This is a genomic window from Bacillus sp. FSL K6-1218 (genome assembly GCF_038006445.1).
Lineage (GTDB): Bacteria > Bacillota > Bacilli > Bacillales > Bacillaceae_G > Bacillus_A > Bacillus_A thuringiensis_S.
The window spans coordinates 211,762-231,458 of record NZ_JBBOVE010000002.1 but is presented as its reverse complement, the minus strand read 5'-3'; the positions used below and the strand labels follow the sequence as shown (position 1 = coordinate 231,458).

Here is a 19,697-nt window from a genome sequence, read left to right as displayed (position 1 = left end):
GTTTGATTCAATAATTAATAAAATAATCGAAAAATATTGAATTTATCATCCTGCAATTATAGAATGTTTATAAAGGAGTGAAAAATATGAGTAAAATATTAACTATCAGTGGAGAAAGAGAAACGTATGAAGTAATGCTTTCATTCTCTATTTTATGGGAAAATGCCTTAGGAATAGCTGCTTACACTTATCCCGAAATTCATCCTAGGTTGTCTAAATCTTCATCGTATTGGAGTGAATTAGAAAAAAGTTTACCAGATAATCTAAAAAAAGAACTTGATTTAGTACAAAAATACAACACGTGGTATGCACAACTCCAATTACTTCATAAATTTGATTTTAAAAAAATTGATGAGGTTGTTTTTGAAGTAACAAATTTAAAAATGGATGAATTGCTCTTTATATGTCTTCCATATTTAGGTGTCGAAAATGAGGAAAAAAGATATAAAGCTGCATTTGAAAAGGATAGTAACTCAATATCAGACCTATACCAAGCCACTCAAGGGCACAAGTTTTTTTCTTCTTATTTACAATACCTTTTTAATGTAAAAGACGAGGATTTAAAAAAACACTTAGTTACGACTATAACTGGATGGTACGAGAATGTACTAAAATTGCATGAAGAACATATAGAATCAATACTTGCTCAAGAGCATAATGAAAAAACTCGTTATCAATCGAAATATGAATCCGAGGAATTTGTAAAATATGTTACCGGTGAAGAATATCATCCTGAACCAAACATTCAAAAAGTATTGTTGATTCCTCAACTTATGTACAAACCTTTGAATATTGGTATGACACTCCGAGGTACAAAGGTCATTTATTATGCAGTTTCGGATGGAAATAAATTTCTAAAAGACGATAGAGATGCTCCGCCCTCTTTCTTAGTTCATACTTATAAAGCGTTAGGGGATGAATCGCGTCTTCGTATTGTTAAACACCTTACTAAAAAAGATTGCACATTGCAGGAACTTACAGAAAAACTCTCTATTCCAAAATCTACTCTTCATCATCATTTGTCCATACTTAAATTATCAAGTTTAGTTTCAATTCAATCATCAAAATATTGTCTCAACAAAAATGAAATTGATTCTATAAATGAAAGTCTAATGACTTATATTGAGGAGGTATGATTGATGAAAGAACAATCAAATAAAATTCATAAAAATTTTTCTTATATATCTCTTTTGGTTGGACAAACTGTATCAGAATTTGGCGGTGCCATTGGAGCACTTTGTAACTCTTTGTTCTTATATGAGATTACAGGATCAAAAGCAGCTATGGGGATACTTTGGTTAACATATTTTATCCCTTCATTAATACTTCAATTCTTTATTGGCCCATTTATAGATCGTATAAGTAGAAAACAGATCATGTTTGTTTCCCAATTTCTAAGAGGAATCGTCTTTATGCTTCCCTTTTCTTTAATGCTCTTTGATCAAGCGCACCCATGGAGTTTATTTATTATTCAATTGACACTAGGAATGATACAGCCACTGTATGTACCTGCTAGCTTAGCGATACTCCCTACTCTAATATCTAAACAACAATTAACCCAAGCGAATGCTTTCTTAGATGGTGTACTAAGATTAATGGGATTTTTAGCTCCACCTCTTGGAGGTCTTTTAATTTCTATTATTGGAATAAAATGGACATACCTTTTAGTTGGCTGTTTGTTCTTTTTAAGCGCAGTGAGTTTAATGAAACTTAATGAAAAGCCAGTAAAGAACTTTACTTCCAAAGAACCTTGGTTAAAACTTATTGCTAAAGGTTACATTTACTTTTTTTCTAATAAACAATTATTATGGTTAGGTATTCTAACCGCATTTGTCCAATTTGCAGTAGGTGCCACTATAGTTATTAATGTTCCATATATAATAGATGAATTAAACGGAAATTCATTTATTTACGGACTATTTATGGCTGGATATCCGTTAGGTTATTTCTTTGGCTCAATGTTAGTTTCTAAATTCCAAAAATTCGCACAAAAAAATTATGTTATGCTTCTCGGTTTGCTTATGGGAGGTGCTTCCTTTGTATTATTAGGGGTTATACATTTCTATCCCTTGGCTATTGTTGTAGAAATCTTATCAGGTTTATTTTTCCCATTCTTTGGCGCACAAAGTGTAGCATTATACCAAAAAACAGTCCCAAATGAATTAGTAGGACAAGTATTTTCCGTTCGACTGCTTATCATTCGATCAACTATGCCATTAGGAATCTTATTTGCTGGACAATTAGGAGACATCATTGGTGTAAGATATATATATATCATTGTCGGAGGTCTAATTTGCTTGGTAGCTAGCATAACATTAGTTTTTCCATACTTCAGATTTTTGGGTAATCAAACTCTTATTAACTCAAACAACACATTAGAAAAATAAACATAAGTTATAAGTTTTCTAGGATGTATACAAAATAATCTAGCTAAGTTTTTATTATTAGAGGAAACATACAATAAGACCAAAAAGAAATTTCTTTTTGGTCTTATTCCTCTGATTTTCATCAAAATTTTATCAAATATCCCTTTAGAGTATTCTTAAAATCAACGAATTAATTCCTCATTTCTATTATAACTAAAAGATATCCTGAATTATCTATTTAAAAGGCTTTTTTCTGGGCTTTCTTCATTAAATTTCAATACAGCGCGAAACCTAATATGTCCATTCTCTAATCGGTTCAGTGCTTTTTGAAAATCCCTATAAGAGAATTCTTCTATGATTGGTTTAATGTTGTGTAGCGCAGCAAATTCTAGACTTTCGCTCAACAGGTGCCTCGGACCATGAACTGATCCCATAATTCTTTTTCGACCAGCAATTAATTCCTCTGTTGAAATATTGAAATCCCCTGCTTCTCCCTGTACAACTAGAGTACCCTCGGGTGCTAATGCACTAATTGCCTGACTCATATGTACTGACGATATGGTAGGTGCCAAGATAATATCTGCGCCTCCTAAGTTCAATACTTTGCCTACCCAGTCGGTACTTTCAACATTAATTACATAATGAGCACCTAATTTTTTCGAAAATTCAACCTTGTCATCTCCACGTGTTAAAGCAATTACACGGCAGCCAAAAGCTTTTGCAAATTGTATACCTAAATGACCAAGACCTCCAATACCTAAAACAGCTACTGTTTTCCCTGCGGAAGCCCCGGCATGAACTAAACCACCATAAACAGTATACCCAGCACAAAATAAAGGCGCTGCTTGTGTAAAATTTATCTCTTTAGGAATTCGAACAACATAACGAGCAGGGGCTTTTAAATATTCAGCGCAACCTCCTGAAACAGTAACCCCTGTTGCTTTCCTATCCGTACAAAATTCAACTTTCCCCTGTATACAGTGTGAACATTCTCCACACCCGCTCTGATCCCAAGGAAGTCCAACTCTATCCCCTATTTTTAACCCAATTACGCGTTTGCCAACTGCTACTATGACTCCTGCTGGTTCATGACCTGGAATAATTGGAAATTCGTTCCCCCATTCCCCTCTTGACATATGAATGTCACTATAACACAAACCACTTGCCTTAATCTTAATTAGTACTTCTTCATCGAGTATATTCGGTGTTGGAACGTCTCTTATTTCCCAATTTGAATTTGCTTCAGGAATTACAAGTGCTTTCATATTAAACTCCTTTTTATATCATAGATATATTTATATTTGTTTTAAAAATCACTTTTTCTAAAATTCATTCAACTTGTGTATCTTATAAAGTAGAATCAGCATTTTTCAGTAGCTTTGACTTCTTTGATACTAGTTGAAAATATTTGCATACATAAATTATGCAACTCATTGTCATCCATTGAAAATCCGTAACTATTTATATACTTAGTACGAATTTTTGCAACCCTTTGCTGTAACAGTTTAACTGACACTCGTTCACGTATTGTATCATCTATAATAGTAGCAAGCTCGAGCACATCTTCTAACTGTGCACCGTGACGCGTTATCTCATTAACTCCAAGTCGTAAAGCTTGTTTCCCCTGGAATCCTGGCAAAGTATTATTTACGTTAACTCGTATCCCCACTTTGTAAAGTCTTTCACTAGCTTCATAAGAGGAAACTCCTGTAATATCCGTACTCATCCATACTTGATGTCCAACAGTGTAACCGTGTTCTTTTCCCTTAACATCGTATCCAAGACGATGTAATTCACTAGCCAGGATCTTTGCATTTCCAACGATTCTCTGTGCATAATCAAAACCACCGCAATCCCTAAATTCTAGCAAAGAGATAGCTAAACTTGCCACTGTTCCAAAATGATGACTGCTTACCATATAAGATTGCACTTCTTTAACCTTTTGTTCTATTTCTATATTATTTGTAAAAAATATAGCCTTTTGAGGGCCCGGAAAGGTTTTATGGGTAGATCCTCCAAAGGAATCAGCTCCAAGTGCTAGAGGATTTTTCATTACATTTCCAAAAATTAAGCCCAGCCAATGACTTACATCCACATGAACGATTGTTTTTGGAGATACCTGCTTTACTGTTTCAACCAATCTCTCTATATCAATTGGAAAGAGACAGTTAGATTGATCCACATATACAAGGTGAATATTTTTTTCCTTTAATTCACTTTCTAAACAATTAAAGTCAATATTATGTTCATCCAACGCAGGTATAAATTCAACGTTCAGGCCTATACTTTCTCCAAGATCTTTAGTTGCAAAATGCCCACCCTGTTCTGGTGAAACAGCTAAAATGTTTGCTCCAATGCCACCACCCAGTGCCTTTAATACAATTAAGCTACAATTTAAGCCTGATAATGGACGAAGATTCACATACTTTGCTTGGCCTAGTTCTTGTAGTAATGGGATTGCCACTTCTGTTTCAATCTCATGGACTTCTTGGGCCCCTCGAAAAAACCATTCATCGGATTTTTGTTTGACATTAAAAAAATATCGATTATAGATGTCTAACATTAGTGGTAACCTAGAAAGGGGTGTTGCTTCATTTTCACTAGGTATTAAATTAATTGTTTTATATTTATTACTCTCTTGTTCTAGTAACATGTCAAGAATTTCATAGATATTCATGGATGTCCCCCATCTGCCAATTTAATAAATGATCTGAAGATTTAAAGATACATTTTAATTAAAATTGACATTGATAATTTCTCTATTTTATTTAGCCAATATCTAAAGAAATAATTCTTTATGACAGTTTGGTTTTGAGTTTCTATTCACATAATATTCTTTTATCCTGAACAATTGATATTTTTGATTTTTCTAAATATAAACTTTACATTTAGATTGCATTTGCATTAATGAACGTTAAATTATCTCCTATTGATGATTTGTTTAACAATTTAAAACATAGCAATTTCTCAATTTCCAGATATATTTGAAAAACTAAAATGTTTTTAATAAGCGCTTTACATAAATTTATAATCTGCTACTTATTTTTAATCTGACTTAAATTCACCTCCATTTTGTATTCTCAACAAACCAACGCTGTGCTTTAAGTATATTATCTTGTAACTCAATTTCTGAATTTGCTACTATCATCATATTTGCAATGGAATCAACACAATGTTTGGATCCATCGTAAAGCATTCCAGGCTTCCCGGTAACTTGATAATTAACCACAAAATCAAAAGGTATTTCTGATGGCACGGATACCAATTCACCAACTTGAGTTTTACATAGAATCCACCCACCTAGTTGAGACAAAGATGGATTTATCTCAACAGGAAGATCACATTGCAGACGTAAAACAGAACGATTTAAATTCACTCCTAGACTACGTTCAATGGTATTATTTACAAGTGCTCTTCCAGTTCGACTTGCTATTTCACAGATAAGTAATTCACCAGTAGGCTTTTCAAATACTTCAAGGTGAAAAGTAAAGAGTTTAGGGGATGGCAATAATTCAATTACCTTATGGGTAAGACTTATTAATCGCTCAAAAACTGGATTATCTCTTCCTAACATATAACTCGAATGAAAATCTGTATTCAACCATTTCCTATTAAGTGTGTGGTAAGTAGATGGCCAACAAAATTTAATTTCCCCATCACTTACTAAACCATCAATATGATATAGTTTTCCCTCTATATATTTTTCAGCCAACATATTAGGTTGAAATTGATTTGTTAACCATTCTTCTAATTCAGTAGAATCACGAATCATTGAAATCCCAATTGTAGCAACAGAGTCGCGAGGTTTTACAATAACTGGAAATCCGTACTCTTCTATAAATAGTAATAGGTCTAAAGGCGAGTTTACTAATGTAAACTCTGGAACAGGAATTCCTTCTTCTTGTATGTATTTTTTCATAATTAACTTATCTCGATAAGGAACTGTATTTTCTATACTTTGACCGTCAATTCCAAACAGTTCACGCAGTTGGGCTGCTCGGATTAAATCTAATTCATCAATAGCAATTACTTGTTTGAAAGGTTGTTTCTCGTTTAATAACATAGCTATTCTTTCAATATTCCCATTTTGGCTATAATTCCCAAAAGGGAGAACTGCTGAATAGTGTTTGTGATTGAATGTATCTATGTAATCTTCATTTGTAAATAATACGATATGATCTTTTATTTCTGGAAGCCATTCATGGTATGGCTCTTCTTCTGGTGAATAACTTAAAATAAGATGTTTCATAATTAGGTACTCCTTTTAAATTATTTTTGATTTTTAAACTCATTAGAGTTCGAGAAGGATATTAATTAAGTTACTATCTAATTTTAATATTTTTAATATTAAAAAGGTTTCACCAATTATGTTTTTATAGTATCATATTATTTGTAAAATTAATACATATTTTTACTTATTTAGATAATATATTCACTTTATATAATGTGTTGTCTGAAAATATCGTTTTTAAACAAATATGAAGATTTAAGTTTCTTTAGACGGGATATGCTTAAAAATTAAAAGTGGAGATTTTATGATTCATAACTAATGAATCTATCAAATAAATTATTGACTCTCAGAAAAACTATAGACAACATTGAAACAGTTAGAACTAGTTAAGATTTGTGCAATATATTTAGAAATTTCATTTTCTGAAAGGAGGAAATTGAATGCAAAAGAATTCCAGAAATATTATTTTATCAGAAATGCAAAAAGGTGCAGTTCAAGAAGCAAAAAAATGGTTTAAAAGCAGTAGTAATCAATATTGGAAGCTTACAGGTTATGCTGGAACAGGAAAAACAACTGTGGTTGAATACTTAATCAATGATTTGAAAATTAACTTAAACGAAGTTGCATTCGTAGCTCCAACCGGAAAAGCAGCACTTGTAATTACTCAAAAAGCAAACGGAAAATATGAAGCCTTTACCATTCATAAACTTATCTACACTATAGATCCTATAGCGGGGTTTATATTAAAAAGACAAAGTGATTTAAATCATATAAAACTTATTATTGTTGATGAATCTAGTATGATTGCTAAAGATTTAATAGAAGATCTTCTAAGTTTTGGAATTAAAACCTTATTTTTAGGTGATAAAGGACAATTAGATCCAATTGGCGAAAAAACAGATTTATTAGATAATCCTGATTATGAGTTAACTGAGATTCATAGACAAGCAAAGGATAATGCAATTATTTACTTATCCTTTTTAGCGAGGGAAGGAAAAAAAATTCAATTTGGTCCATATGGTAAAGATGTTTATGTTTTTAAAAAAAGTGATTTAGATTCATCTAAATTAATTGAATTATCAATGAGAGCAGATCAAGTTATATGTGGCTATAATTCAACAAGAAAGAATATTAATAAACTATTACGAAATCGATTAGGTAGAACATCTCCATTTCCAGAAATCGGAGATAAAATGATTTGTTTGAGGAATAATTGGAGTGAAAAAATAAAGGACATTTCCCTAGTTAATGGGATGACGGGATTCATTACCGAGAAAGAGGATAATATTCCTAGATCCTCTAAGATAACGAAAGATTGTATGAGGGTTAGCTTTCAACCTGATTTTACAGAAGAAAAATTTGAGAATTTACTGTTACTTAACGATGAATTTTTGTCTAAAAAAGTATTTTTAGATAGGGATGAAGCGAATTTGTATAATTCATTTGACTATGGATACGCAATTACTTGTCATAAGAGTCAAGGATCACAATATAATCGTGTATTATTAAAAAGTGAAATATTACCTTCCAGTAATTATTCAAGGTGGTTATATACAGGTATAACACGTGCAGTTGAAAAACTAATTTTGATATTATAAGTTCAAAATATTAGTGTTTAAATTTATAAAAATAGTTCCTGAAATTTCAGGAGATAATTAACGAAAATATAGGGGGCCATCACTTTACAATATTATAGATTGATGAAAAGCCCCCTATACCTGTCAACAAGTCAATCTTATAAAGAAATTGATAGTCAACCAAAAATCATTATGTCTATGTGAAGTATTTAAATTTAAAATATATTTATAGAAAAATCTAATGGTATCAATGAATTAAAATCAATATGAAAACTCTACGGTTCTCATATTTCTATTATCCAATTAAAAGCATCTTTTTCTTTGCCTATTTGAATTCCAGTAATTGTATTGTAAATTTTTAACGATAATTCACCAATTTCTCCATTATTAATAATTATTTGTTTTCCTTCCCATTTTAGCTCACCAATTGGTGTAATAATTGCAGCTGTCCCTGTACCAAAAACTTCTTCAACTTCCCCAGCAAGGTATGCAGCATATATTTCCTGAATAGTAATCCGTCTTTCATGCACTGATATACCCCAATGTTTTAATAAATGTATTATAGAATCACGTGTAACACCATCTAAAATACTGTCATTTAAAAGGGGGGTTATAATCTCACCATTAATTTTAAAAAATATATTCATGCTGCCTACTTCTTCTACATATTTCTTTTCAATTGCATCTAGCCAAAGTACTTGATCGTAACCTAACAAATTGGCCTTTGATTGTGCTTTCAAACTAGCAGCATAGTTACCAGCCGTTTTTGCAAACCCTATTCCCCCATGAGCAGCACGTACATATTGATTTTCAACATAAATTTTTATTGGTTTCATTTGATTCCCAAAATAAGATTCCACTGGTGATAAAATAATTATCAATTTATAGGTGTTGGATGACCTTACACCTAAACCAATATCTGTTGCTATAATAAACGGTCTAATATATAAAGATGATCCTTCTTTCTTTGGTATCCAATCTTTTTCAATATTTACTAGTTTAATTATTGATTGAAGTAGTAAATGTTCATCAACTGTTGGAATGTTTAATCGCTCATTAGAAATATTAAACCTTGTTATGTTTCTTTCAGGTCTAAATAGATTAAGTTTACCCGTTTTTGTTTGAAACGCCTTCAAACCTTCAAAAACTGATTGAGCATAGTGAAATACTACAGTTCCTGGATCGAGCATTAAAGGAGTATATTTGGTAATTTGTGCATCATACCAACCTTTTTCGTTACTGTAATTCATTATAAACATATAATCCGTAAAGTATTTCCCAAATTTCAATGTATCCGGATTTGGCTTTTCTTTTTTAATATTCGTTTCATAAAATTCAATTTTATATTGCATAAAGGTTACCTCACCTGAGATTAATTTTAGTATAAGAAAGGATTCTTCATATGAAAGGTTACGATCATCCGGCTATTTAACACATGTGTTAAATAGCCGGATGAATAAACTGTCAATAAAACTATGGATAAACTGCAACAAAAATCTACATACAAACTCACTAAGAAATCTAATTATATACTTAAAGGATATGTGCAATACGTAAGCACCATTTAATGTGAACCACAATCTAATAAAATTCATAATTAAGAGTAGGGTATTTCCAAAAATAGAAATACCCTACTCTCTTATTGATTACGTTCGGCACAATTCTATAGCCTAGTTAATTTTTATTTCAAACACTCTGAGTACTATATTTGTTGATATTCTCTATAATCATGTTTACATAATATTTAACTGATCCTTCAGAATCGATAGTGATCCCCATCGTTTCATGACCCGGCCAAATAGAAATCGCTGAGTTAACTTCAATTACAACTGGTCCATCTTCGCCTTCTACTAAATCAATTGGTGCATAATCAAGTCCAAGAACTTCCACAGCTTTTAATGCTATACTCTCTAATTCTTTTGTTAATTCATATTTTCTTAAAAGCTTACCTTCATTTATATCTTTTTTACGCCAAGTATTAGGAAGAGCATCATTAGCACTGATGGAAACCACTTTTCCTGCAACTACATTAATTCGAATATCATGACCTGGATTTTGAACGTATTGTTGAGCACAGATTACTGGATGTTTTTGTAACATATTCCATATAGGTGTTTCTTGGAATATACTTAATACCTCGGTTTCCTCATCACCATAACGTCGCTCATCAAGTATTAAGCGGGTAAGATCTACTGAAGCATTCCCAGCTAATGGTTTAAGAATAATATCTTTCCACTCTTTTAATGCAGTTTCAATTTGATTCATAGAGGTAACCAAACGTGTTTCTGGTACACGTATCCCAGCAGACTTCAGAATATTAGCTGCATATACCTTATTACTAGAACTTCTGACGGCTTTTGGTCTATTTAAAATGCGGACACCTTTAGTTTCCAAAAGTTCTAACCAGTCAAATAGATAAAGTCTATCTCCTTGGATATGACGGGTGCGGACTCGCGAGATAAACATCGCTACAGTAGGTAACTTCATTTCTTTTCCTTGATACATAAAAGAAGAATCTGTAATCTCTACTTCATCCCAATCATACACATCTGCTGTATATCCCAATTCCCTTATTTTTTCTACCAACATTTGTTCAGCCCAACCAAACGGCTTTTTACTAAAATAAATGAAATCCATGATAATACTCCTCCATTCCGATTTTAACTACTATTAATTTAACGAATATTTTCGAGGGGACTATTATTAACGTACCCTATAAACAAAAAATAAAAATAAATAATATTTTTCAAAATGATTAAGGATAACCATTTATTAGTTTTCTATTTTAGCGATTATTTATATTTTCAGGGTCTAGATCATGATTGAACAACCTATTTTTAGCCATTTTGTTCCATTCGGTATCCTTCATCCCATAATTAACATATGGATCTATACTAATTCCGCCCCTTGGAAGAAATTTGCCCCAAACTTCAATATATTTTGGATCTAAAATTTTTCTAAGATCTTTCATTATGATATTTATACAATCTTCATGGAAATCCCCATGGTTTCGGAAACTGAAAAGATAAAGTTTCAGCGATTTACTTTCGACTAACTTTTCATTTGGAATATAACTGATATAAAGTGTTGCAAAATCTGGTTGCCCAGTTTTAGGACATAAGCTAGTAAATTCTGGACAATTAAATTTCACAACATAATCCTGATCTGGATGAAGATTTTCAAAAGTTTCTAAGACTGAAGGATCATATTCATAATTATACTGAGTGTTATTAGATCCAAGAAGAGTAACATTATTGTCACTATCAATATTTCTCATTAGAGAACCTCCTATAATTAATTATTTTGAAGTAATTTTAAAACCTTTAAATATTCTTTTTCACTATCCTCAAAGACGCCTCGCATAGCAGTTGTTAATGTTGTTGTTCCTGGTTTCTGAACGCCTCTCATGGTCATACACATATGTTCCGCTTTAATTACAACCATTACTCCAGAAGGATTCAAGCTATTTTGAATTGTATCCGCTAATTGTCTCGTCAATCTCTCCTGTACTTGTAATCTTTTAGAAAATCCATCTACAAGTCTTGCTAATTTGCTTAAGCCAACTACATAGTTATTTGGATAATAAGCAATATGTGCTACACCAAAAAAAGGGACCATATGATGTTCACAGTGAGAATAGAATGGAATATCTTTAACTAAAACCAATTCATGATGATTTTCTCGAAAAACCTTATTAAGATGTATAGCGGGGTCTTCTTTATATCCCTGAAATACTTCATCATACATTTTTAATACTCGCATAGGAGTTTCTTTTAATCCTTCTCTGTTACAATCTTCTCCTATATACTTGAGCAAGTCTTTTATATTACTTTCTAAATCCAATTTTAATAAATCCGTCATGTTAGCTTCTCCTCATATCTCACATACGCTTCATTAGTTTCTTGAACTTCTAACCATTTAATTTTAGGTTTGTTCGTTTTGGTAACACATAAGTCTTTAATGCTCTTAAAAAAAACTTCGGCAACCATTTCTGTAGAAGGGGCAAAGCCTCCGGCATTGGGATTAAATTCATTAAATTCATTTAAAAATTGATGGTCATATTTTTTCTCAATTAAATGTTTGACATCCCTAAAATCAATTAACATTTGATTATCATCTAATTGATTTCCTTCAATGCAAAAAGTAATTTTATAGTTATGTCCATGTATTCTCTCGCACTTTCCGGCATTAGGAATGCTGTGTGCACAAGATATCCAGAAATGTTTTACTAAGGTATATAATTTCCCCATTTATATCACTTCCTAAGAAAAATATTTTTATAACAGTAGAATGATTAAGAATGAGTCCTTTCTTTATATTTTATTGGATCATTGATATTATTTTCACTAAACCCTTTCAATCTAAGACGACAACTATCACACTCTCCGCAAGCATATTGCTCACCTAAGTAACATGAAGTTGTTATTTCATATGGAACTGCTAAATTCGTACCTATTTCTACAATCTGGCCTTTTGTTAAGTTAATCAGAGGCGTTTTAATTTGAATTTTTTTATCCGTCATACCTACTTTCGTGGCTAAATTAGCTGTTGTATTCATAGAATCAATAAATTCTGGACGACAATCTGGATATCCACTGTAATCCATAGCATTAACTCCAGTATAGATAACTTCAGCTCCTATCACTTCTGCATACGCCACAGCCAGTGATAAAAAAATTAGATTTCTAGCAGGAACATAGGTTACAGGAATCTCTTCAGTTAGACCTTCCACAGGTACTTGAATATTATCATCAGTTAGAGCACTGCCTCCTATTTGATTTAGAAAATCCATATTTACTATTTTATGAACTTTTGAATTATAATGCTTTGCAATTAAAGTAGAATATTTCACTTCTATATAATGCCGTTGTCCATAGTTAAAAGTAAGAGGATGTAGTTCGTACCCCTCATTATGAGCTATGCCCATACAAGTGGCACTATCTAAACCACCACTCAAAATAATAACTGCTTTTTTATTCATTATTTTCCCTCCTAATTTAGACACCTCTTTGATCTGGATGCCAAATAATTTTGTGTAGCTGTAAATTTAATTTCACATTAGTTAATTCATTTTCTAGTATTAATCCAACTAGCTTTTGAGGTGGCATGGATTCCCATACTGGACTAAATAAAGGTGTACCATTTTTATACCATTTATCTAATACATTTTTTGCAAAATGAAAATCTTCATTGCTAGCAATTACAAATTTAATTTCATCCCTATCTTCAAGTAGTAGAAAATTATCATGAATCATTTTATTATTCTCACCACTATCAGGGAGTTTGTAATCTATAACAAAGCGAACTTTTTTATTAACAAGCATATTATTGTTACGGAGTTGGTGAAATGGTTCCAAGTCGATAGCACCATTTGTTTCAATATGAATATCTTCTAAATAATCAATTTTTGATAGCTCCTCAATTAACTGTAATGATTTGTTTTTATGTATTAAAGGTTCGCCACCAGTCAAACAAAGATGTTTATTTGAAAATTTAACTACAGACTGAACGATTTCTGGTATTGTAGCTAAATATTGTGGTTTCATCGGGGCATAACTATATGTCGTGTCACACCACTTACATCTTAAATTACAATTAAATACCCTTACAAAAGTAGTTGGATATCCGGCTTTTAGTCCCTCTCCCTCAACTGTAGAAAATACTTCAACCATAGGTATTTTCTCTTCTAAAACATTTTTGCGATGAAGATCTGTAATCAATTTATATGCCCCTTTTCAAAATTATTGGCTTTATGATTTGTTAAATCTTCTAATACACTTTTTAATGTATCTATACAAAAATCAATCTCTTCGTACTTAATTATTAATGGTGGAGTTAAACATAATACATTAACTTGATGACCACCGTTTAATAAAATCATTCCTTTTTGAAGACTTCTTCGCATAACTTCCCAGCATAATTCTGCATCAGGTTCTTTTGTTTTTTTATTTTTCACAAATTCAATTCCTATCATTAAACCTTTTCCTCTAATCTCACCAACATTTTGATGGTTACCAATTAACTCTATTAATCTATTTTTAAAATACTGGCCTTTTTCATTACTTTGTTCAATAAGAGAATTTTTTTGAATATAATTAATTGAAGAAGTAGCAAGTACTGACCCAACGGGGTTTCCTTGAAATGTACTTGTATGTACAGATTCTCCCTCGAATTTTTTCCATACATCCATAACGCTTGCTTTTCCAACACATGCAGAAATAGGATATCCTGATGACAAACCTTTCCCGATAGTCACAATATCTGGCTCTATTCCCGCGTGTTCAAACCCAAACCATTTACCAGTTCTACCAAAACCACTAAGAATTTCATCAACTATTAAAAGAATGCCATTTCTATCGCATATCTCTCTTAATCCTTTTAAGAATGCTGGAGGAGCCTGTACTACCCCACCTCTTCCTTGGAAAGATTCAATTATAATCGCTCCTATATCATCCGAACCAGAAGCAGTGTTTTCTATAGTTTGTTCAACGTTTTTAAGACAATCCATTACACAGTCATTGTTATTTTTACTAAATGGACAACGATAACAATAAGGATATGGAAGAAAAGTAGTTGAACGAGGGATTTCATTAGAAAAAGGAGCTCTAAAGTGATGCCTTGCAGTAACTTCTAAGCTTTTTGCTCCCATTCCATGATAAGCACCGTAAAAAGACAAAAAACCACGTTTTCCCGTATATAAAGTAGCAGTTTTTAATGCGGCATCAACCGCATCAGAACCATTAACAGAAACTATAGCTTTTGAGTTTTTAATTGGAACAATTTCTAAAACCTTTTCTAAAAACTCAATCTTACGTTTATTAGCATGAAAATCTCCCATCCCCTGAAGCATTACATTTAACTGCTCCTTTGCCGCGTCTACAACTTCCTGATTTGTATGACCAACGTTCGCAACATTTAATCCAGATGCGTAATCAAGATATTTATTTCCATCTACATCAAACACATTCATACCAGAAGTTTTTTCCCATATAATAGATAGACTTGAGTCGTTAAGCGTCAAAGAAGGTGCTTCCATATCTAGGAGCCTATTTAGATATAGTTTTGAATTAGGCCCAGGGATAGGTGTTGTAATTTTTGGTAAACTATTAATTCTATTCATATAAATTCCTCCACTTTTAAAATTCGATTATCCAGATTATAAACAGAACAACTAGGTGTATTTCACCTCCTTAAATACCGAAATATTTAATTCTTTTCTCTTTAAGATGCTAATTAAATCAATATAACAATTCCAAATAATTATATAAAATATATTTTTTGGAAAATAAAATTGCAAAAATAACTCTAGAATATTATAATTATTTAGAACATTGAGCATATTACATATGTAAATTATAGTAATAATGTAAATAAATAGTCAATGTTTTTTTGTTTTCACTTAATCTTGTAATAAAGTTACATTAATCATCAGCAGGTTCATTATTTGTTATTCATAATTTGGTATCTAGGAGGATTTTATGACTAATTTAGACATTAAGGACACTACATTTATAAGCGAATTAGAAATATTGAAAGAAAAATTCACAGATTTATACAGTTGTATTGATCTCGAAAAAATTCCTGTTTCTATGCAATTAATTAAAGAAATAGAATCTGAATTTACTGATTTCGAATCAGCCGATACAGGGGGAAGAGGTGAGGTATATAGAATAGCCCAAAAAAATATAACTGTTCGTTCAGAAGGAATAAAAAATATATTTTCTTTACTGAGCCCGAATGAAAAAATTGAAAATCTATCATCTGATATGAAATTACTTGACGCATTGGGTGGAGATGGATTATTAACAAAAGTTGTTTCAAATATTATAGATTCTAAGAACCTTCCCCAAATATTAACTACTGATATTTCTGCAGATATGATAAATGCTGCAAAAAAACATAATATCCCAGCTTTACGTCTGGCTGCCCAATACTTAGCGATAAAAGATTATAGTTTGGACGGAGTAATATTTGCTTATGGTACACACCACATACCAGTTCTTCAAAGATTAGAAGCATGTAAAGAAGCGTATAGGGTTTTGAAAAAGGGAGGGAAATTTATCTTACATGATTTCGAATCATGTTCACCAGCTGCTAATTGGTTTCAAGAAGTCGTTCACAAATATTCCTTAACTGGACATGATTTTTCGCATTTTGATTACAATGAAATTAAATCCTATCTGTATAAAAGTGGATTTGAAAGTTTTAAGATTGAATATATGTATGATCCGTTTATATTTACAGGAAATTCAATGGCGGATGTAAAATTTCAGTTTACAGATTATCTACATAATATGTACGGATTATATAAGTTAGACTCACAGTTTGGGGAACAAGAAGTACATGATGTTATTTACCAATTAGCTAACAAATACTTTGTTTACGATTATCAACAATTAGGGGTATCTCAATCTTTCGGAAAGAAAACAGTAAAAATAAATCAAATAGGCCAAAGATGGCAATTAGAAATGCCTCGCGTAGCTATTGTTGGTAGTGGTATAAAATAATATTATTATGCTAAATATAATCAAAAAAGTCCCAAGATTGTATTGATAGATACTTTTATATAGTTCACTGTTATAATTTCAAAAAAATTAAAGAATATGTTAAGAGAGGTTGAGCTATGGATACTATTATAGTTGCAGCACCAGTAAATTATTATAATTACATTTTTGAATTATCTAAATTGTGTAGTGAAGTCATTTGGATAGGACCTAACGTGAATTCTGTAAATACTAATGCTAATATTATTTGTATTGAAGAAGATCCTAGAAACTTTAAGGCATTAAAAAATGCTATACATGAGCTTTTGGAAAATATAGACGTTAATCAAATTGAAACCCCTTATGAATTCTATATAGAAAACGTAGCTCGAATTAGGGAGGAGTTTGAATTTCCTGGATTGAAAACTGCAGATATTATTCCTTTAAGAAATAAGCATGAAATGAAAAAAAAATTTATGGAAAATAATGTCCCGTGTGCTAAACATATGCTAATTAACAATCCAGAAAAAATAAATGAAATTATAAATAATGGAAATTATCCGTATATATTTAAACCTTTAAATAACGCTGGATGTCGAGGGATAATCAAAGTTAATAACGAACATGAAGCAAGAATAGCATACAATGATTTTTTTAATAACCAACAACTGTTTCAGGCGGAAGAGTATATAGAAATTATTGTTGAAGGTAGCTATGATGTTATCGTGGAAGATGGAAAGGTGATTTTTGGTACTATAACCGAATATGAACCAACAATTATAGATACAGTCCTAAATCCACATGGACATAGAGTATATTTAAAAAATGATTTGCCTGAAAATATAGATTGTGAAATTAGGAATTTAGGAGCAAAGGCTATTGCAGCTCTTAACATTCAACATTCTTTTGCACATATTGAGTATTTTATTGATGAAAATAACAGAGTACTCATCAACGAAGTGGGTGCAAGGATACCAGGTGCTAATATCCCGTTATTAATAAATTATTCTCAAGATTTTTCAACGGAAAAAATATGGGCTCATCATTTATTAAAAATGCCTATCAGTGTGTCATATAATAGATTTTGGCAAGCTGGCATTATATTTTTAACTGCTGAAAATGTTGATTTTATCAACAAAATTAATGGATGGGATTCTTTATATAATAAATATAAAGATGAGATAATGGAATATAGCTTTCCGCAAGTTGGAGATTCAGTGAAAAAAAGCAGAGTAAATGTTAATGATACAGAGGGCTATGTCATTGTAAAAAGCGAGGATTCAGAAAAAATGAAGAGTATTTTAGATGATATTGTTTGTAATTTAAGTTTTACATAAAAATACAATTAAAAAAGCGATACGAACTCTATATTATTTTCTAAATTCGAACAAAAGTTGATACACTTCAATAAAAAGATATTAACATAATAGGAGTCCCTCACTTATTTAATAAAAGTATATGGGGGACTTAAAAGTATTAATTTCCTGGTATATTTCTAACATCATATATTTGTAAATTCTTAATCAAAGTGAGTCTGAGAAAACTATTTTCGTAGACATTTCAATTAATTGAAGTATGGAGTGGCCGCTGTCAAGTAGACAAGATTTAAAAAGCACAGATAAGAAACTTGAGTTCTCTATTTATATGGACTCAGGTTATTTAATTTCTTTTGAAACCTTTGATGATTATAAAAGGGTATATATTTGCGCACGACAAACATAACCTCATCAGCTGTACGGAAAGAGCATAAATGAAAACACTCTGACTTAAGGTGACTGAAAAAACTCTCTATATAAGCATTGTCCCAACAGTTTCCCTTTCTAGACATACTCACCTTCATCTGACATTTATTAAGTAGTTAGTTGATTGTATTGACGGGATGTATACTGGAACCCACTAATCACTATGCAGGAGAACTCCTTTCACATTCCGTTTTTTCCTTACCCTTTTCAATGTGTCTAACACTAATTTCAGATCATTTCTATGGCTGATATTATAAGGAACAATTTCATTATTGTACAGATCTTTAATAGCGGATAGATACAATCTCTACCCAATAAAAATCAAATAGGTAATATCTGTTACCCATTTTTTGTTCGGTTTTGAAACCTGGAACTTCCTGTTCAAATGATTATTTGAAATCATATAAGCTTCTTTATTCCCGTAATACAGTCTTTTCCTTCTACTCGCTTTATCTTGTTGGCTTCCGTATCTTCGATTTGATTCTCGTCTTTCTACATTTTCCCTCTAGTCCTTTAATACCTTCAGCTTCAAAGCGTCTCACCCAACGTCTTACGACAGAGTGTTCAATTCCTAATATTTTAGCGCTCGTTTTGTATGAAACTCCTTCGTTAAGATATAAATTTACGGCACTTTTTTAATGCCTATATTGTAAGTTACCCTAAAGTTGCCCATAAAAAATCCCCTCCATAGTAAACAAATCAATGTGATTTCTTTTTACTGTCTACTATGAGGAGATCATATCAGATAATACGGTAATAAATAGATTAATATTAAATGTAAAGTTCTGAAATTAGGTTTAAATCCCTCCTCTTTGTACATGTACAAGGGCAAGAAAGTCTTATTTTCAATTTTTTTAGATGAAATATCATCCTTATTGTTAATTGTTAAACGTATTTTGATCTGGTGCTTAGTATATCGATATTGTATTTCTATTCAGAAAGTAACCACTTTGGTATCTCTATTTTAAAAGGTATCCACTTTCATGTCTCAATATGAGGACAAGAAAGTGGATACTACATGAACTCCTTTTGTTGGCAGTTCAATATTTCACGCTATAAAATTAGTTCCCACTTTCATGTCTTTCTACAATAAGATAAGTAGTTTAAGGTTTCTTGTCCCTAGTTCAAAAAGCTTAGACTTTCATGTCACATTATTGAGACCTGAAAGTACCTACAAAATTTATGATAATGGCTATTTATCAACGAATATTTATGAGATTTTAGTATAGAGATTTATGTCTTTCTACACCGTAATAATAATAAAAGTAAAAGAACCACCCAGACGTCTGCCAAACGTA

The 19,697-nt window shown here is 31.5% G+C and carries 18 protein-coding genes; 5 read left to right on the top strand and 13 right to left on the bottom strand.

The window, feature by feature from the left end; genetic code table 11:
• Nucleotides 1–86 precede the first annotated feature (86 nt).
• On the top strand, nt 87–1,136 hold the full coding sequence (locus MHI26_RS29330; RefSeq protein WP_061667377.1) for an ArsR/SmtB family transcription factor: 1,050 nt from the start codon (nt 87–89) through the stop codon (nt 1,134–1,136).
• A gap of 3 nt (nt 1,137–1,139) precedes the next feature.
• Entirely contained in the window at nt 1,140–2,387 is a 1,248-nt protein-coding gene (locus tag MHI26_RS29325) for an MFS transporter (protein ID WP_061667378.1), read from the top strand.
• Between the two features lie 209 nt (nt 2,388–2,596).
• Here MHI26_RS29325 and MHI26_RS29320 read toward each other — a convergent pair whose 3' ends face one another.
• The 3 genes from MHI26_RS29320 to MHI26_RS29310 form a co-directional block, all read right to left on the bottom strand.
• The gene (locus tag MHI26_RS29320; protein ID WP_061667380.1) at nt 2,597–3,631 is read right to left on the bottom strand and encodes an alcohol dehydrogenase catalytic domain-containing protein; all 1,035 of its coding nucleotides are present in this window, start codon (nt 3,629–3,631) and stop codon (nt 2,597–2,599) included.
• Nucleotides 3,632–3,726: 95 nt separating this feature from the next.
• Nucleotides 3,727–5,043: an aminotransferase class V-fold PLP-dependent enzyme gene (locus MHI26_RS29315; RefSeq protein ID WP_061667382.1), complete on the bottom strand. Its 1,317-nt coding sequence runs from the start codon at nt 5,041–5,043 to the stop codon at nt 3,727–3,729.
• 384 nt (nt 5,044–5,427) lie between these two features.
• On the bottom strand, nt 5,428–6,615 hold the full coding sequence (locus MHI26_RS29310) for an ATP-grasp domain-containing protein (protein WP_061667384.1): 1,188 nt from the start codon (nt 6,613–6,615) through the stop codon (nt 5,428–5,430).
• Between the two features lie 422 nt (nt 6,616–7,037).
• On the opposite strand from MHI26_RS29310, the gene MHI26_RS29305 reads away from it, so the two are divergent.
• Nucleotides 7,038–8,195 (top strand): ATP-dependent DNA helicase, encoded by a 1,158-nt coding sequence (locus tag MHI26_RS29305; protein WP_061667386.1) that lies wholly within the window; start codon nt 7,038–7,040, stop codon nt 8,193–8,195.
• A gap of 263 nt (nt 8,196–8,458) precedes the next feature.
• On the opposite strand, the gene MHI26_RS29300 is transcribed toward MHI26_RS29305, so the two are convergent.
• The 8 genes from MHI26_RS29300 to MHI26_RS29265 all read right to left on the bottom strand — a co-directional run bounded on the left by MHI26_RS29300 (nt 8,459) and on the right by MHI26_RS29265 (nt 15,294).
• Nucleotides 8,459–9,526: a branched-chain amino acid aminotransferase gene (locus MHI26_RS29300; RefSeq protein WP_061667387.1), complete on the bottom strand. Its 1,068-nt coding sequence runs from the start codon at nt 9,524–9,526 to the stop codon at nt 8,459–8,461.
• A 334-nt stretch (nt 9,527–9,860) separates the two neighbouring features.
• The gene (locus MHI26_RS29295; protein ID WP_061667388.1) at nt 9,861–10,811 is read right to left on the bottom strand and encodes an ATP-grasp domain-containing protein; all 951 of its coding nucleotides are present in this window, start codon (nt 10,809–10,811) and stop codon (nt 9,861–9,863) included.
• Between the two features lie 148 nt (nt 10,812–10,959).
• Nucleotides 10,960–11,451, bottom strand: a complete 492-nt coding sequence (gene queF, locus MHI26_RS29290) for a preQ(1) synthase (protein WP_061667389.1) — start codon at nt 11,449–11,451, stop codon at nt 10,960–10,962.
• Between the two features lie 17 nt (nt 11,452–11,468).
• Nucleotides 11,469–12,035, bottom strand: coding sequence for a GTP cyclohydrolase I FolE (gene folE / locus MHI26_RS29285; protein WP_061667390.1), 567 nt, complete (start codon nt 12,033–12,035; stop codon nt 11,469–11,471).
• Nucleotides 12,032–12,424: a 6-pyruvoyl trahydropterin synthase family protein gene (locus MHI26_RS29280; protein ID WP_061667391.1), complete on the bottom strand. Its 393-nt coding sequence runs from the start codon at nt 12,422–12,424 to the stop codon at nt 12,032–12,034. Before MHI26_RS29280 ends, folE begins: the two co-directional genes overlap by 4 nt.
• 44 nt (nt 12,425–12,468) lie before the next feature.
• Nucleotides 12,469–13,155 (bottom strand): 7-cyano-7-deazaguanine synthase QueC, encoded by a 687-nt coding sequence (gene queC, locus MHI26_RS29275; RefSeq protein ID WP_061667392.1) that lies wholly within the window; start codon nt 13,153–13,155, stop codon nt 12,469–12,471.
• A gap of 16 nt (nt 13,156–13,171) precedes the next feature.
• Complete coding sequence (locus MHI26_RS29270; RefSeq protein ID WP_061667393.1) at nt 13,172–13,894, bottom strand: 7-carboxy-7-deazaguanine synthase QueE; 723 nt, start codon at nt 13,892–13,894, stop codon at nt 13,172–13,174.
• The gene (locus MHI26_RS29265; RefSeq protein WP_061667394.1) at nt 13,891–15,294 is read right to left on the bottom strand and encodes an aspartate aminotransferase family protein; all 1,404 of its coding nucleotides are present in this window, start codon (nt 15,292–15,294) and stop codon (nt 13,891–13,893) included. The genes MHI26_RS29270 and MHI26_RS29265 overlap by 4 nt, the downstream gene beginning before the upstream one ends.
• Nucleotides 15,295–15,652: 358 nt before the next feature.
• Here MHI26_RS29265 and MHI26_RS29260 point away from each other — a divergent pair, with 358 nt between their 5' ends.
• Together MHI26_RS29260 and MHI26_RS29255 are read left to right on the top strand one after the other, a co-directional pair.
• Complete coding sequence (locus MHI26_RS29260) at nt 15,653–16,681, top strand: class I SAM-dependent methyltransferase (RefSeq protein ID WP_061667395.1); 1,029 nt, start codon at nt 15,653–15,655, stop codon at nt 16,679–16,681.
• Between the two features lie 116 nt (nt 16,682–16,797).
• The gene (locus MHI26_RS29255; RefSeq protein ID WP_061667396.1) at nt 16,798–17,994 is read left to right on the top strand and encodes an ATP-grasp domain-containing protein; all 1,197 of its coding nucleotides are present in this window, start codon (nt 16,798–16,800) and stop codon (nt 17,992–17,994) included.
• A gap of 299 nt (nt 17,995–18,293) precedes the next feature.
• Here the strand turns inward: MHI26_RS29255 and MHI26_RS31660 are convergent, their stop codons facing one another.
• The gene (locus MHI26_RS31660; RefSeq protein WP_176520923.1) at nt 18,294–18,485 is read right to left on the bottom strand and encodes an IS3 family transposase; all 192 of its coding nucleotides are present in this window, start codon (nt 18,483–18,485) and stop codon (nt 18,294–18,296) included.
• 363 nt (nt 18,486–18,848) lie between these two features.
• Complete coding sequence (locus tag MHI26_RS29250; RefSeq protein WP_225988094.1) at nt 18,849–18,977, bottom strand: hypothetical protein; 129 nt, start codon at nt 18,975–18,977, stop codon at nt 18,849–18,851.
• Nucleotides 18,978–19,697: the final 720 nt, after the last annotated feature.

Excerpts from the sequence above, each read along its gene's own strand:
- MHI26_RS29315 (WP_061667382.1), bottom strand. The coding sequence starts at position 5,043 with ATGAATATCTATGAAATTCTTGACATGTTACTAGAACAAGAGAGTAAT.
- folE (WP_061667390.1), bottom strand. The coding sequence starts at position 12,035 with ATGACGGATTTATTAAAATTGGATTTAGAAAGTAATATAAAAGACTTG.
- queC (WP_061667392.1), bottom strand. The coding sequence starts at position 13,155 with ATGAATAAAAAAGCAGTTATTATTTTGAGTGGTGGTTTAGATAGTGCC.
- MHI26_RS29310 (WP_061667384.1), bottom strand. The coding sequence starts at position 6,615 with ATGAAACATCTTATTTTAAGTTATTCACCAGAAGAAGAGCCATACCAT.
- MHI26_RS29280 (WP_061667391.1), bottom strand. The coding sequence starts at position 12,424 with ATGGGGAAATTATATACCTTAGTAAAACATTTCTGGATATCTTGTGCA.
- MHI26_RS29265 (WP_061667394.1), bottom strand. The coding sequence starts at position 15,294 with ATGAATAGAATTAATAGTTTACCAAAAATTACAACACCTATCCCTGGG.
- MHI26_RS31660 (WP_176520923.1), bottom strand. The coding sequence starts at position 18,485 with ATGTCTAGAAAGGGAAACTGTTGGGACAATGCTTATATAGAGAGTTTT.
- MHI26_RS29260 (WP_061667395.1), top strand. The coding sequence starts at position 15,653 with ATGACTAATTTAGACATTAAGGACACTACATTTATAAGCGAATTAGAA.
- MHI26_RS29320 (WP_061667380.1), bottom strand. The coding sequence starts at position 3,631 with ATGAAAGCACTTGTAATTCCTGAAGCAAATTCAAATTGGGAAATAAGA.
- MHI26_RS29300 (WP_061667387.1), bottom strand. The coding sequence starts at position 9,526 with ATGCAATATAAAATTGAATTTTATGAAACGAATATTAAAAAAGAAAAG.
- MHI26_RS29305 (WP_061667386.1), top strand. The coding sequence starts at position 7,038 with ATGCAAAAGAATTCCAGAAATATTATTTTATCAGAAATGCAAAAAGGT.
- MHI26_RS29255 (WP_061667396.1), top strand. The coding sequence starts at position 16,798 with ATGGATACTATTATAGTTGCAGCACCAGTAAATTATTATAATTACATT.
- MHI26_RS29330 (WP_061667377.1), top strand. The coding sequence starts at position 87 with ATGAGTAAAATATTAACTATCAGTGGAGAAAGAGAAACGTATGAAGTA.
- queF (WP_061667389.1), bottom strand. The coding sequence starts at position 11,451 with ATGAGAAATATTGATAGTGACAATAATGTTACTCTTCTTGGATCTAAT.
- MHI26_RS29295 (WP_061667388.1), bottom strand. The coding sequence starts at position 10,811 with ATGGATTTCATTTATTTTAGTAAAAAGCCGTTTGGTTGGGCTGAACAA.
- MHI26_RS29325 (WP_061667378.1), top strand. The coding sequence starts at position 1,140 with ATGAAAGAACAATCAAATAAAATTCATAAAAATTTTTCTTATATATCT.